General features: G+C 67.2%; 15 protein-coding genes. 13 read left to right on the plus strand and 2 right to left on the minus strand.

Translation table 11 applies throughout. The features are described from left to right. The coding region (locus V3W47_RS14225; protein WP_331825885.1) for a hypothetical protein at positions 1 to 647 on the minus strand (647 nt) is incomplete at its 3' end. A gap of 108 nt (positions 648 to 755) precedes the next feature. On the opposite strand from V3W47_RS14225, the gene V3W47_RS14230 reads away from it, so the two are divergent. From V3W47_RS14230 to V3W47_RS14290, 13 genes are all read left to right on the plus strand, one after another. Continuing rightward, complete coding sequence (locus V3W47_RS14230; RefSeq protein ID WP_331825886.1) at positions 756 to 1,556, plus strand: intradiol ring-cleavage dioxygenase; 801 nt, start codon at positions 756 to 758, stop codon at positions 1,554 to 1,556. A gap of 130 nt (positions 1,557 to 1,686) precedes the next feature. Continuing rightward, a complete protein-coding gene (locus V3W47_RS14235) occupies positions 1,687 to 2,217 on the plus strand; it encodes a hypothetical protein (protein ID WP_331825887.1) in 531 nt (176 codons plus the stop codon). 133 nt (positions 2,218 to 2,350) lie between these two features. Next, the gene (locus V3W47_RS14240) at positions 2,351 to 3,040 is read left to right on the plus strand and encodes a DUF6683 family protein (RefSeq protein WP_331825888.1); all 690 of its coding nucleotides are present in this window, start codon (positions 2,351 to 2,353) and stop codon (positions 3,038 to 3,040) included. Between the two features lie 58 nt (positions 3,041 to 3,098). Then, positions 3,099 to 4,793, plus strand: coding sequence for a dihydroxy-acid dehydratase (gene ilvD, locus V3W47_RS14245; protein ID WP_331825889.1), 1,695 nt, complete (start codon positions 3,099 to 3,101; stop codon positions 4,791 to 4,793). 81 nt (positions 4,794 to 4,874) lie between these two features. Further along, complete coding sequence (locus V3W47_RS14250; protein ID WP_331825890.1) at positions 4,875 to 5,789, plus strand: restriction endonuclease; 915 nt, start codon at positions 4,875 to 4,877, stop codon at positions 5,787 to 5,789. 128 nt (positions 5,790 to 5,917) lie between these two features. Then, the gene (locus tag V3W47_RS14255; RefSeq protein WP_331825891.1) at positions 5,918 to 7,573 is read left to right on the plus strand and encodes an FAD-binding dehydrogenase; all 1,656 of its coding nucleotides are present in this window, start codon (positions 5,918 to 5,920) and stop codon (positions 7,571 to 7,573) included. A 359-nt stretch (positions 7,574 to 7,932) separates the two neighbouring features. Beyond that, entirely contained in the window at positions 7,933 to 9,174 is a 1,242-nt protein-coding gene (ispG, locus tag V3W47_RS14260) for a flavodoxin-dependent (E)-4-hydroxy-3-methylbut-2-enyl-diphosphate synthase (protein WP_331825892.1), read from the plus strand. 9 nt (positions 9,175 to 9,183) lie between these two features. Then, positions 9,184 to 9,480, plus strand: coding sequence for a DUF7710 domain-containing protein (locus V3W47_RS14265; RefSeq protein WP_331825893.1), 297 nt, complete (start codon positions 9,184 to 9,186; stop codon positions 9,478 to 9,480). 18 nt (positions 9,481 to 9,498) lie between these two features. Beyond that, entirely contained in the window at positions 9,499 to 10,191 is a 693-nt protein-coding gene (locus V3W47_RS14270) for a metallophosphoesterase family protein (protein WP_331825894.1), read from the plus strand. A gap of 34 nt (positions 10,192 to 10,225) precedes the next feature. After that, positions 10,226 to 10,504, plus strand: coding sequence for a hypothetical protein (locus tag V3W47_RS14275; RefSeq protein ID WP_331825895.1), 279 nt, complete (start codon positions 10,226 to 10,228; stop codon positions 10,502 to 10,504). Next, the gene (locus tag V3W47_RS14280; RefSeq protein WP_331825896.1) at positions 10,501 to 10,803 is read left to right on the plus strand and encodes a hypothetical protein; all 303 of its coding nucleotides are present in this window, start codon (positions 10,501 to 10,503) and stop codon (positions 10,801 to 10,803) included. Before V3W47_RS14275 ends, V3W47_RS14280 begins: the two co-directional genes overlap by 4 nt. A 10-nt stretch (positions 10,804 to 10,813) precedes the next feature. Then, positions 10,814 to 11,215, plus strand: coding sequence for a DUF4259 domain-containing protein (locus tag V3W47_RS14285; protein WP_331825897.1), 402 nt, complete (start codon positions 10,814 to 10,816; stop codon positions 11,213 to 11,215). 12 nt (positions 11,216 to 11,227) lie between these two features. Then, positions 11,228 to 11,683: a hypothetical protein gene (locus V3W47_RS14290; RefSeq protein WP_331825898.1), complete on the plus strand. Its 456-nt coding sequence runs from the start codon at positions 11,228 to 11,230 to the stop codon at positions 11,681 to 11,683. A 9-nt stretch (positions 11,684 to 11,692) separates the two neighbouring features. On the opposite strand, the gene V3W47_RS14295 is transcribed toward V3W47_RS14290, so the two are convergent. After that, positions 11,693 to 12,451 (minus strand): alpha/beta hydrolase, encoded by a 759-nt coding sequence (locus tag V3W47_RS14295; protein ID WP_331825899.1) that lies wholly within the window; start codon positions 12,449 to 12,451, stop codon positions 11,693 to 11,695. Between the last annotated feature and the right edge of the window lie 203 nt (positions 12,452 to 12,654).

Below are 12,654 nucleotides of genomic sequence, written 5' to 3' on the forward strand. Positions count from 1 at the left end.
CCAGGGTAAGCCTGACCCTGAGCCACTGAGCGGACGAAAACGCCCTCATACTGTACTACAAACAACGCTCGAAGTCGGCTGGCAGCTCGTTTTTCGTTCGCCCTCATAAAATCTGTCAGGCCGTCAGACCACTCTTCTCCACTCAGCTCGCTTATGGCCTCCCGAAGAAACCTTGCCTCCTCGGAGGTCCAGTAACCCACTTTCAGAACCTCGTCCTCAGCGTAGAAGGGGTGGAGTAGTTCATGTCTCAAGATCGGTCTCCCATCGGGTATGTACGTGAGCAGGCGGGCGATTTCGGTAAACCCTCTTGCCTCAAAAACGTCACGTAGCTCTTTATAGTTGTGGACTTTGATCCAACTGTCTGACGCCCCGGCGAGCTTGTACTTGTGCCCCACATCTAGAAAGAGCATCCAATCTGCTATAAACACGTCTACCGACTTGTAGTCGAGGACTGTTGCCCTCTTCAACGCGTGAACTCCACTTGACTTGACCTCTTCCACCAATTGGAGGCTTGTTGAGCTGATGTCGCCCGGAAACTCGTTGGAAGTTTCGACGAGAAATTCTTGAAATTGATCCAGGGGTGAGTTCAAGAAGCAGGAGAGGAGGCCATCCGGACCGCCGAAGTAAAAACCTACACGAATACCCATGACCTCCCCACTCTACGGAAGGCAGTTAGGGGAGCAGATCACCTTTCGTTCCAACCCCCCTTTAACTCACGGGGGCTAAGCTACCCCCACCCTTCAAGGAGGCTTGCCATGAACCCGCACCCCCAGAATCACCACGACGAGGACAACGACGACGAGATGATCGGAACCCTGCTGAGCAGGCGTGCGGCCCTGCGGCTGCTCGGCCTCGGCGGGGCGGGGCTGGCGGTGGGCGGCAGCGTCCTCGCCCAGCGGCGCGGGCCTCCTCCCGCCGGTGGGTCAGGCGGCACGAGCGCGGGCGCGAGCGGCGGGGCGGGCCTGCCCGGCTGCGTGGTGCGCCCCGCCATGACGGAGGGACCGTACTTCGTGGACGAGAGGTTGCGCCGCAGTGACATCCGCCGCGATACCCGAGGCGGTGCCGTCAGCGCGGGCGTGCCGCTGACGCTGGAGTTCGTGACCTCACGCGTGGCGGCGAACGCGTGCCAGCCCCGCTCGAACGTCCTCGTGGACGTGTGGCAGTGCGACGCCCTCGGTGTGTACTCGGACGTGGAGGGCAACAGCGGCGACTTCCTGCGGGGCGCTCAGGTCACGGACGCGCGGGGCCGGGCGACCTTCACGACCGTCTATCCCGGCTGGTATCCGGGCCGCGCCGTCCACATTCACTTCAAGTTGCAGCCCCTGAACACCTCCGGGCAGGCCACGGGTGAGTTCACGTCGCAACTGTTCTTCCCCGAGGCCGTCACCGACCGCGTTCACGCCCGCGCCCCCTATAACCGCAAGGGTCGGCGCAACGTCCTGAACGCGAACGACGGCATCTACCGCAACGGCGGCAACCAGCTCCTGCTCAACCTCACGGGTAGCCCGGAGCAGGGGTACCGGGCGACGTTCGACGTGGGCCTGAATATCGGCTGAGGGCGGCAGTGAGGGTGCGGGCGACTCGGGAGGATCGCTCCCTCTCGTTTCCCCTCCGACGTGACGCGCCTGGACAGGACCTGCACACGGTCCGGACGGTCCCTGCACACCCCCCGCCTACCCTTCAGGCATGACCCTGAATCGCCTGAGCCAGCGCCTCCGCCCCCGGTTCCCCGACCTCGTGCTGGTGATCTGCGCCGCCGGGTTCGCGTTCCTCGCCGTGGAACTGGTGCTGTACGACCACTTCCAAAGGGGTACGCAGATTATCGGATTCGCCGCGACGCTCGTGGGCCTCGCCGTGACGCTCCTCGCCTTCTGGCGTCAGCGCGTCGTGCAGGGCGTGGTGGTGGCGCTGCTGGCGGTACTCACCTTCTCTGGCCTGTACGGGGCGAACGAACACCGCAAGGAGATCGCGGAGGACGCCGCCCGGAGCGCGCAGACGACGACCGTCAGCGTCTCGGCGACGAGCACGAGTGCGGCCCCCACGGGTGCCCCGCCCGCAGGCATGGGCGGCGGCAGCGACATCCCGATTCTCGCCCCCCTCAGCCTGAGCGGCCTCGCCGGACTGACCCTGCTCACCGTCCTCGCGCGGCGTCGCCCGGAGCCGAGTGGGGTGGAGCGAGTGGAGCGGGCGGGTGGCTTGGTAAGGACCGCCGAGTAGGAACACGTCATCCCCCTGACCCATAAGGGAAGGACAAGAGGGCACCACCCCCTCTTCTTCTTTAGCCTGTATTTCCCCCACCCCCGAACCCGGTACACTCGCGGTCAACCCAGAGTGGTGAGGAGGCGGACCTATGAGGTGGACCGGGCGGGCAGTGGCCGCAGGCGTATTGACGACGATGCTGACGTTTCTCTCGCCGCCCAGGGCGCAGGGCGTGTTCGACATGGGGCAGCTCACGAACACGCTCTCGCTGGACGCCCTCACGCAGTCGGAGGCGCAGCGGGCGGCTCCCACGGCGTCCGTCTCGACCACCTTCCGCCCCAGCCCGGAGGTCCGCAAGCGCAACTTCGCGGGCATCGTGAGCCGGGTGCGCGCCACCGACCCCAAGACCGCCGCCGAGCTGGAGCGGGCGCTGGCCTCGCAGGACGTGATCGCGCTCGCGGGCAAGGGCATCGCCAAGTACGGCCTGAAGACGAACGACGTGGCCGACACGCTGACCGTCTACTTCATCACGGCGTGGTACGGCATGCGGGGCCGCGACGACGACCCCAGCCGCGCGCTGGTGACTGCCGTCCGCCAGCAGTTCGTGAGCGCGATGTCGCGCACCCCCGGCTTCGCCAGGACGACGGACGCGCAGAAGCAGGAGATCGCCGAGGGCATGCTCATCCAGACCATGCTCGTGAGCGGCTATGTGCAGGCCGCCAAGAAGAACCCGGCGCTGCTGGGTCAGGTCAAGACCGCCATCGGCCAGGGCGCGAAGGCCACCTTCGGCTTCGACCTGGAGAGCGTGCAACTGACCGAGAAGGGGTTGCAGCGGTCGTAGCCCCGCCTGTCTGTGTCACCGTTCCTGTTGGGCTGGAGGATTGGCGTAGCTTGGGGGCATGACCGACACGGCGACCAAGCGCAAGCTCAACTGGAACAGCCACCAAGTCACGCAGGGCGACGAGCGTGCCCCCAATCGGGCGATGCTGCGCGCGGTCGGCTTCGGTGATGGCGACTTCGAGAAGGCGATCATCGGCGTGGCGCACGCTCAGAGCAACATCACGCCCTGCAACAACGGGCTGGGCGAGCTGGCGGGCCATATCACCGACGCCATCCGCGAGGGCGGCGCGATGCCGCAGGTGTACGGCACGATTACCGTGTCCGACGGCATCAGCATGGGCACGGAGGGGATGAAGTGCAGCCTCGTCAGCCGCGAGGTCATCGCCGATTCCATCGAGACCGTCTCGCGCGGCCAGAGTCATGACGGCGTGATCGTGGTCGGCGGCTGCGATAAGAACATGCCCGGCGCGATGATCGGGATTGCCCGGCTGAACATCCCCGCGATCTTCGTCTACGGCGGCACGATCAAGCCGGGCCACTACGACGGCAAGGACCTCACCATCGTCTCCGTGTTCGAGGCCGTGGGCGCGTTCGGAGCGGGCAAGATCAGCCGCGATGACTTCGAGCAGATCGAGAAGCGCGCCTGCCCCGGCAACGGCTCGTGCGGCGGCATGTACACGGCGAACACGATGAGCAGCGCCTTCGAGGCGATGGGGATGAGCCTGCCCTTCTCCTCCACCATGAGCGCCGTGGATGCGGAAAAGGCGATGAGCAGCGCCGACTCCGCCCGCGCGTTGATCAAACTGATCGAGCAGGACATCCGCCCGCGCGACATCCTGACCAAAGAGGCCTTCGAGAACGCGATCACCGTCATCATGGCCGTCGGCGGCTCCACGAACGCCGTGCTGCACCTCATGGCGGTCGCCCACGCCTGCGACATCGACCTCACGCTGGAGGACTTCGAGCGCATCCGCGAGCGCACGCCCGTCTTCTGCGACCTCAAGCCGAGCGGGCGGTACGTGGCGACCGACCTGCACGAGGTGGGCGGTATCCCGCGCGTGATGAAGATGCTGCTGAAGGCGGGCCTCCTGCACGGCGATTGCCTGACCGTGACGGGCCGGACGGTCGCCGAGAATCTGGCCGACGAGCCGGAGACGCCCGACGCGGGGCAGGACGTGATCCTCCCCTTCGAGACGCCGATCTACACGCAGGGGCACCTCGCCATCCTGCGTGGCAACCTCGCGCCACAGGGGTCGGTCGCCAAGATCAGCGGCCTCAAGAGCATCAAGATCACGGGTCCCGCCCGCGTCTTTGACTCGGAGGAGGAGTGCATGGCGGCGATCATGGGCGACCGGATTCGCGCCGGGGATGTGCTCGTCATCCGCTACGAGGGACCGAAGGGCGGCCCCGGCATGCGCGAAATGCTCTCGCCCACCTCGGCCATCATCGGCAAGGGCCTGGGCGACTCCGTGGGCCTGATCACCGACGGGCGTTTCAGCGGCGGCACCTTCGGGCTGGTCGTGGGGCACGTCGCGCCGGAAGCCTACGTGGGCGGCCCTATCGCCCTTGTGCAGGAGGGCGACACCATCGAGCTGAACGCCGAGACGCTGCAACTCACCCTGCACGTGGACGAATCGGAGCTGGAGCGGCGGCGCGCGGCGTGGGTGGCCCCCGAACCGCGTTACAAGCGCGGCGTGCTGGCGAAGTACGCGAAGCTGGTGAGCAGCGCGGCGGTGGGGGCGTACACGGATTGAAGGGATGAGGGTTGGGGACGAGTATTGAGGGGCCGCTGACCTGGGGAGAGGAGGTCGGCGGCTTTTTTCTACACTGCTGGGGTGCCCATTCCCGACTATCAGACGTTCATGCGTCCGCTGCTCCAGCTTCTAATAGACGGTGAACCCAGAAGAACGCAGGACATTTACGCCGCCCTGGCCAAGCAGTTTCGGCTGTCTGAGGAGGAGATGGCGGAGCTTCTTCCCAGTGGACGGCAGGCCACCTACATGAACCGGATCGGCTGGGCGAAAACGTACCTGCTCAAAGCCGCCGCTCTAGAAAGTCCGCAACGGGGCTGGGTGAGGGTCACGGAACGCGGACGGACGCTCCTGCGTGAGCACCAGGAACCCATCCATACCCAGATGCTGGAGGCTTTTCCTGAGTTTCAGACCTTTCAGGCACCCCGAACGGGAGCCAGTCCCACCACCACGCCACCAACTCCTGAGAACGGAGCACCTGTTCTTTCCCCGGAGGAAGAATTGGCTGCGCTCTACGCCAGCCTGAACGCGGCCTTGACCAGGGAACTCCTCGCACAGGTACAGGGCTTGACGCCCACCCAATTCGAGCGGCTGGTGGTTGAAGTGCTGGTAGCGATGGGCTACGGCGGAAATGTACGTGACGCAGGGCAGGCGTTGGGCCGGAGCGGTGACAATGGCATCGACGGCATGATCAAACAGGACCCCCTGGGCCTGGATCGCGTGTATCTGCAAGCCAAACGCTGGTCTAACCCTGTCCATAGCCCGGAGATTAGAACCTTCGCCGGAAGCCTGACGTTCCACCGTGCCAGCAAAGGCGTGTTCATCACCACGTCTAGCTTCAGCGACGGCGCAAAGACAACTGCCGCTCAAATCGGGAACATTATTTTGCTCGATGGGGAGACGCTGGCCCGCCTGATGATCGACTACAGCGTGGGCGTCCTGACGCGCGAGACCTACAGCATCCGTCGCCTGGACGTGGATTACTTCGAGGAGTTGTAAGGGTTCGCTCCGCTCCAGTTGCCACGGTCGGGAGAAGGCAGTCTACTGGGCCTCACCGTCCATGCACCCTTCCACGCTCCTCCCCCACGGGGGCGGCCCCTCGCCGTTCCCCTCCCGAAAGGTTCCCCATGCCCACCCATGATGCAGATGTGATCGTCGTCGGTGCCGGACTCGCCGGGCTGACTGCCGCCGCTGAAATTGCCGACGCGGGCAAGCGCGTGCTGCTGCTCGATCAGGAGGGCGAGCAATCGCTCGGTGGGCAGGCGTACTGGTCCTTCGGCGGCCTGTTCCTCATCGACTCGCCGGAGCAGCGCAGGCTGGGCATCCGCGACTCGCGCGAGCTGGCCGGGCGCGACTGGGCGGCCACGGCAGGCTTCGACCGCCCCGAGGACCACTGGCCCCGGCGCTGGGCCGACGCCTACCTCGACTTCACGGCGGGGGAGAAGCGGGCGTGGCTGCGTGCCCAGGGCGTGCGCTTCTTCCCCGCCGTGGGCTGGGCCGAGCGCGGCGGGCAGGGGGCAGGGGCACCGGGCAACAGCGTGCCGCGTTTCCACATCACCTGGGGCACCGGGCCGGGCGTGCTCGAACCCTTCGAGCGCCGGGTGCGGACACACGCGGCGGCGGGCCGGGTCACGTTCCGCTTTCGCCACCGCGTCCGGGGCCTAAACGTCACGAACGGGGTCGTCCACGGCGTTTCCGGCGATGTTCTTGAACCCTCCGAGGTGGGACGGGGTGAGGCGAGTTCGCGCGTCGTGGTGGGCGATTTCAATCTGAACGCGGGCGCGGTTGTCATTACCTCCGGGGGCATCGGCGGCAACCTCGACCTCGTGCGGAGGAACTGGCCGACCGAGCGTATGGGATCACCTCCCACCCACATGGTCGCGGGCGTGCCCCGGCATGTGGACGGCGAGTTGCAGGGGGCGGTGGCGCGGGCGGGCGCGAACCTCATCCACGAGGACCGTATGTGGCACTACACCGAGGGGCTGCGAAACTGGAATCCCATCTGGCCGGGCCACGGCATCCGCGTCCTGCCGGGACCGAGCAGTCTGTGGCTCGACCCGACCGGGCGGCGGCTCCCCCATCCGCACTACCCCGGCTTCGACACCCTCGCCACGCTGACGCACGTGACGCGGCACGGCTACCCCCACACGTGGTTTCTCCTCAACCGCCGCATCATCAAGAAGGAATTCGCCCTCTCCGGCAGCGAGCAGAACCCCGACCTCACGGGCCGGAGCGTGCGCCTCACCCTGCGCCGCGCGACGGGCCGGGTGCAGGGGCCGGTGCAGGCCTTCATGGACCACGGTTCGGACTTCGTGATTCGCGACAATCTGCGTGACCTCGTGGCAGGTATGAACGCCCTCGTCGGCACGGACGAGGTGGAGTACGCCACCGTGGAACGCGAGGTGCGGGACCGCGACGCGCAACTGGCGAACGAGGTCGGTAAGGACACTCAACTCGCCCTCGTGCGCGGGGCACGTGGCCTGCTCAGCGAACGCCTGATCCGCGTCTCGCCGCCCGCACCCATCCTCGACCCGGCGGGCGGCCCCCTGATCGCCGTTCGCATGAACGTCCTCACCCGCAAGACGCTGGGCGGGCTGGAGACGGATTTGCAGGGCCGGGTCCTCCAGCCGGGGGGCGAGCCGATGCCCGGCCTGTATGCGGCGGGCGAGGTCGCGGGCTTCGGCGGCGGCGGGATGCACGGCTACCGCTCGCTGGAGGGCACCTTCCTGGGCGGCTGCCTGTTCAGCGGGCGGGTGGCCGGGCGGGCGTGTGCGGGGGGGTGAAGGGTTGAGTGATGAGAAGACGGCAGGCTTCTTCGAGTGCAGGGTGGGCGGACGGGCGCTGTCCCACAGAACGCTTGATGTGCAGGAGAAGGCGAGTGTCATAGACGTGCTCCTGTCCCTCTCTCCCCTTGCGGGAGGGGGCCGGGGAGAGGGGTGACGAGCGCGGCTCGTCTTTCTGCTGGACGACGAAAACGTGCTTTTCCCTGAAGTCGCAGTTCACATCGAGCGTACAGAGGGGAGAACCGAAGGGTCGCCGGGACGTGCCGACGCGGACGGCCTCTCGACGCGCTCTGGCGTCTCTGGGGCGCGGCCTCGCCCCCGCCTGAAACGTCCCGCCCCCGCACGCTTAGACTGGGGCCATGACCGCTGCCCTCAACCCCGCGCGCCGCCGGACCGTGACCACCTGGGTGGGCAACGTGCCCGTGGGCAGCGCGCACCCCGTCGTCGTGCAGTCCATGACGAACACGGACACCGCGAACGCCGAGGCCACCGCGATTCAGGTCGCTCAGCTCGCCCGCGCGGGGTCCGAACTCGTGCGCGTCACCGTCAACACGCGCGAGGCCGCCGCAGCCGTTCCCGAGATCGTCGCCCGGCTCCACGAGGTCGGCATCGACGTGCCCATCGTCGGCGACTTCCACTACAATGGGCATATCCTCCTCGCGGAGTTCCCGGAGACGGCACGCCTGCTCGCCAAGTACCGCATCAACCCCGGCAACGTCGGCGCGGGGCAGCACCACGACGCCAACTTCGCCACGATGATCGAGGTCGCCAAACAGCACGGCAAGCCCGTCCGCATTGGCGTGAACTGGGGCAGCCTCGATCAGCAGGTCCTCGCCCGATTGATGGACGAGAACGCACGGCGTGGCAGCCCCAAGAGCGGCACCGACGTGATGATCGACGCGATGGTGGTCTCGGCCCTCGACTCGGCCCGGTATGCGGAGAAGCTGGGATTGCCGCACGACCGCATCATCATCTCGGTCAAGGTTTCCTCCGCGCCCGAGCTGTGGCAGGTCTACCGCCAGCTCGCGCCGCTGTGCGACTACCCCCTCCACCTCGGCCTGACCGAGGCGGGCATGGGCATGAAGGGCATCGTGGCCTCCAGTGTGGCCCTTTCCCCGCTCCTCGTGGACGGCATCGGCGACACCATCCGCGTCTCGCTGACGCCCGAACCCGGTGCCCCCCGCAAGCTGGAGGTGGAGGTCGCCCAGCAGATGCTCCAGAGCCTCGGCCTCCGCCAGTTTCTTCCACAGGTCACGTCCTGCCCCGGTTGTGGGCGCACCACGTCCTCCTTCTTTCAGGAACTCGCGCAGAAGATTCAGGACTACATCCGCGACACGATGCCCGAGTGGAAGACGAAATATCCCGGCGTGGAGGAGATGCAGGTGGCCGTGATGGGCTGCGTCGTCAACGGCCCCGGCGAGAGCAAGCACGCCAACATCGGCATTTCCCTTCCCGGCACGGGCGAGGACCCCCGCGCCCCCGTCTATCAGGACGGCAAGCTGCTCACCACGCTGAGGGGGCCGCGCATCGCCGAGGACTTCCAGGAGCTGCTGGAAAAGTATGTGGAGGAGCGGTATGGGCGGGAAAGGGCGGGCGTCTGAATGGCCGGAATGGTCGAAACGCCAGAGTTGCCCGGCGTCTGGGTGTTCATGGGCCTATGGGCGCAGCATCCCGCCGCCGTCTTCACGACTCTGGAAAAGGGTGAGGCGTGGGTCCGAGAACATGGGTTGCAGGGCATGTTGACGTGGTATCCGCTCGATATGAGCGCCTTCGATTGGGCGGTTGCCAGGGGCAGCTTCAAGCCCAAGACGAAGCAACAGACGCCGGAGTTTCTAGCCGGGTTTTCCTCGGCCTCCCAACCTCACCACCACTTTCAGAACGCCGACCCGCTCGCGGACGAGACCTGATTTGGCCCATCATCACCTATGCGCCTCGCCCTGATCGCCGACGTTCACGCGAACACCTACGCCCTCGACGCCGTGCTAGAAGACATCGCGCAGCAGGACGCGGACGTGACGGTCAACCTCGGAGACGTGGTGTGGGGCAGCGTTGATCCACAGGGGACGGTGGACCGCCTGACCGCCTTTCCCGGCGTGCGCGGCAACCACGACGAGGAGCCGGATGTATCCGAACTCGGCCTCTCGGCGGAGGCGCGGGCGTTCCTGACGGGCCTGCCCCTCACCCTGACTCTCGATGACGTGCTGTGCTGCCACGGCACACCGACGAGTAACACGACCCACCTGATGCTGACGGTGACGCCGCAAGGGGCGCGGCCTGCCACGGTCCACGAGATTCGGGAACGGCTCGGGGAGGTCAGCGCGTCCGTCGTCGTCTGCGCCCATACCCACCTGCCGCGCGTGGTGCAGCTTCCCGGCGGGCCGCTCGTCGTCAACCCCGGCAGCGTCGGGCAGCCCGCGTACACGGACGAGGCACCGTTCCCCTACGTCGTGGAGAACTGCAGTCCGCACGCGCGGTATGCCACGCTCACCCGCACCCCCGTGGGCTGGCACGTCGCTCACCACGCCCTGCCCTACGACCACGAACGCGCGGCGCGTGAGACGGAAGCGAAAGGCCGTCCAGACCGCGCCTACTGGCTGCGAACGGGGGTGACGGGGTGAAACGATCTTCCTGCCCGCTTGATAGCATGAAGGCATGACAATCAGGGACGGCGAGGGCAAGACGGAGCTGAAGGTGATCGGCGCGAGCGGTCAGATTTCGCTCGGTAAGGAGTACGCCGGGCGCACGGTCCTGATCGAGCAGCCTGAGCCGGGGGTGTGGCGCATCCGCACCGCCACCGTCATCCCCGACAACGAACGCTGGCTGCACACGCCGGAGATGCAGGTGAAGCTTAGAGAGGCGTTTGAGTGGCTGGCGCAGAATCCGGCACGTGAGACAACACCCGAGGAACTCGCCAAACTCCGTGACGCATGAGCGCCCTGCGTCTGGACCTCAACGTACCTACTTTCCAACGCGACCTCTTCGGCTTGGAGAAAGCGGAGCGGCATGCCGTCCTGAACACGCTCGCCCGGCTGTACACATTGGATTGGGACACGCTCTCCCGTGCCTCCGGCTTGAACTGGGAGAAGGTGCACTCACGAACCGGACCGAACGGCGAGACGCTGTACACCCTGTGCGTCAGTCAGAAAAACCGTCTGCTCTGCACCCGCACGGGAGACACCCTGCATCTGATCTCTATTCACCCCGACCACGACAGCGCCCACGGGCGTTAGCCTGTCCCCCATGAACATCTGGGGCATCGGCAGTTTCGAGAACGAGGTCGGCGCGGCCTTCGCGCAGGAGGTGGCGCAGGACGGGGCCTTCGCGCTCGCCGAGGCGTTCGACGTGGCGCTGGACCCCGACACGGACTTCCTCGCCGCCGAGGAGGGCCACCGCACCCTTGCCGCCGCCGAGGTGCTGGTCGCTGCACTGACGGGCGAGACGGACCGCATCACCGACGCCGGACTGCGCGCGTGGGTAGAAGGTGCCCACCCCGCCGACCTCGAACCTCTACGCGACCTTGCACGGGAGGCGCTGGGCCGTGTGCTCGGTGAGGACAGCGAACTCCCCGACCTCTGGGCCGATGAACAGGACGCGGAGGCGTGGCGCGAGGACGTGGAGCGGCTGCGGGCGGCGCTGGGATAGGGGAGGGGTCGCGTGCCATCCGTGGCGGAGGTGTGGCTGGCGGACGATCTGGCGCGGTTGGAGGAGAACCCTTCACCGCATATTCAAGCCGACCTCTATCGCTGCGGCTGGGAGACGGGCTGGACTCCGGCACCGCTGGAGCGAACTCCGCGCCCCTACGTCATCCATCATGCCGTGAACTGGGCGTCTCCTCGAGGTGGGTTGACTGTGCGGATGCGGGTGAGCGTCTTCGCCCCTGTCCTCGGCTTCATTCGCTGGCCCGCCGCCGAGGAGTGGGGGCGGGAGTACGTGGACATTCCACCCCTCACCTCCTGGTGGCAGGGGGCGGGGTGGCTGGTGCCCGACGCGAGCTGGTTGAACTCGCCCTTCACGGCGTCCGATCTGACCGCGCTGGACCGACAAGCCGCCCGTGAACTCCGCCACTGGCGCGACCTCCCGCGCGGCGACGCCCTCTTCTTCGAGTGGTGACGCCCGCCCTTACGGTTCCGCGATGAACTCCAGCACCGCCCGGAAGATCTGCGCCTCCGTGACCGCTCTGGGCACGGTGGGCCGCCCGTCGCCCCGCTGCGGCCCGTAGCGCCCGAAGGAGGAGTGGACGGCACCGGGCAGCACGACGAGCCGGGTGTCCGGCGGCAGACGCGCCAGCCCGCCGCGCACCTCCCCCGCGTCCGCCACCCCGTCGCGCTCCGCGAGGAGGGACAGCACCTGCAGCCCCGAGTCGCGCAGGCTCACGTTGCCCGCCGGGTACGCCCCCATCAGGATCAGGCCGGAGAGTCGCCCCGCGTGCCGGGCCGCGTAGCCCGCCGCCGCCGCCCCGCCAAGGGAGTGCCCGGCGAGAAACACCCGCTTGCCCGCCCCCAGACGGTCGATGAGCGCATCCGCCCGACCCGTACCTGTGAACGCGAGGTCGAGCGGGAAGACCGGGATGACCGTCCGCACCCCCCGCCCGGCAAGGGCCGTGCCCAGCCACTCGTACGCCTGCGGACGCACGAAGCCGCCCGGATAGAAGACCAGCAGCGTGTCCGCCTCACGCCCGACGGGCCGGATGTCGAGGAAGGGCTGCGGCGCGCGCTCCAGCGTGGCGACCGCCCGCGCCCCCGGATACGCGGCGTCCTGCCCGACGACGAGCGGGGGACGGACGACCACCCGCTGCCCCGTGCCCACCAGATAGCCGAGCAGCACGAGCAGCAGCGCGGTCAGAAGTGGGCGCAGACGGGATGGGAAACGGCGGGACATGGGACCAGCGTAGGGGAAACCGGCCCACTCTTGCCTCACGACGCTTGAGGCGCAGGAGAAGGGCGAGCGCGTCAGGCGTGCTTGCCCTTCTCCACCATTAATCACGAAGATGCTTCTTTCGCCCGATCCGCAGTTCACCTCAACTGGTCAGGTCATCGGCAACGAAAGACGCCGCCTCCACCCTGGGAGACGGCGCGTGAAGA

It is taken from the genome of Deinococcus sp. YIM 134068 (assembly GCF_036543075.1).
In the GTDB taxonomy this organism is placed as follows: Bacteria; Deinococcota; Deinococci; order Deinococcales; family Deinococcaceae; genus Deinococcus; species Deinococcus lichenicola.

Coding starts and splice junctions, on each gene's coding strand:
- V3W47_RS14275 (WP_331825895.1), top strand. CDS start 10,226: ATGACAATCAGGGACGGCGAGGGCAAGACGGAGCTGAAGGTGATCGGC.
- V3W47_RS14285 (WP_331825897.1), top strand. CDS start 10,814: ATGAACATCTGGGGCATCGGCAGTTTCGAGAACGAGGTCGGCGCGGCC.
- V3W47_RS14235 (WP_331825887.1), top strand. CDS start 1,687: ATGACCCTGAATCGCCTGAGCCAGCGCCTCCGCCCCCGGTTCCCCGAC.
- V3W47_RS14240 (WP_331825888.1), top strand. CDS start 2,351: ATGAGGTGGACCGGGCGGGCAGTGGCCGCAGGCGTATTGACGACGATG.
- ilvD (WP_331825889.1), top strand. CDS start 3,099: ATGACCGACACGGCGACCAAGCGCAAGCTCAACTGGAACAGCCACCAA.
- V3W47_RS14295 (WP_331825899.1), bottom strand. CDS start 12,451: ATGTCCCGCCGTTTCCCATCCCGTCTGCGCCCACTTCTGACCGCGCTG.
- V3W47_RS14230 (WP_331825886.1), top strand. CDS start 756: ATGAACCCGCACCCCCAGAATCACCACGACGAGGACAACGACGACGAG.
- V3W47_RS14265 (WP_331825893.1), top strand. CDS start 9,184: ATGGTCGAAACGCCAGAGTTGCCCGGCGTCTGGGTGTTCATGGGCCTA.
- V3W47_RS14280 (WP_331825896.1), top strand. CDS start 10,501: ATGAGCGCCCTGCGTCTGGACCTCAACGTACCTACTTTCCAACGCGAC.
- ispG (WP_331825892.1), top strand. CDS start 7,933: ATGACCGCTGCCCTCAACCCCGCGCGCCGCCGGACCGTGACCACCTGG.
- V3W47_RS14255 (WP_331825891.1), top strand. CDS start 5,918: ATGCCCACCCATGATGCAGATGTGATCGTCGTCGGTGCCGGACTCGCC.
- V3W47_RS14270 (WP_331825894.1), top strand. CDS start 9,499: ATGCGCCTCGCCCTGATCGCCGACGTTCACGCGAACACCTACGCCCTC.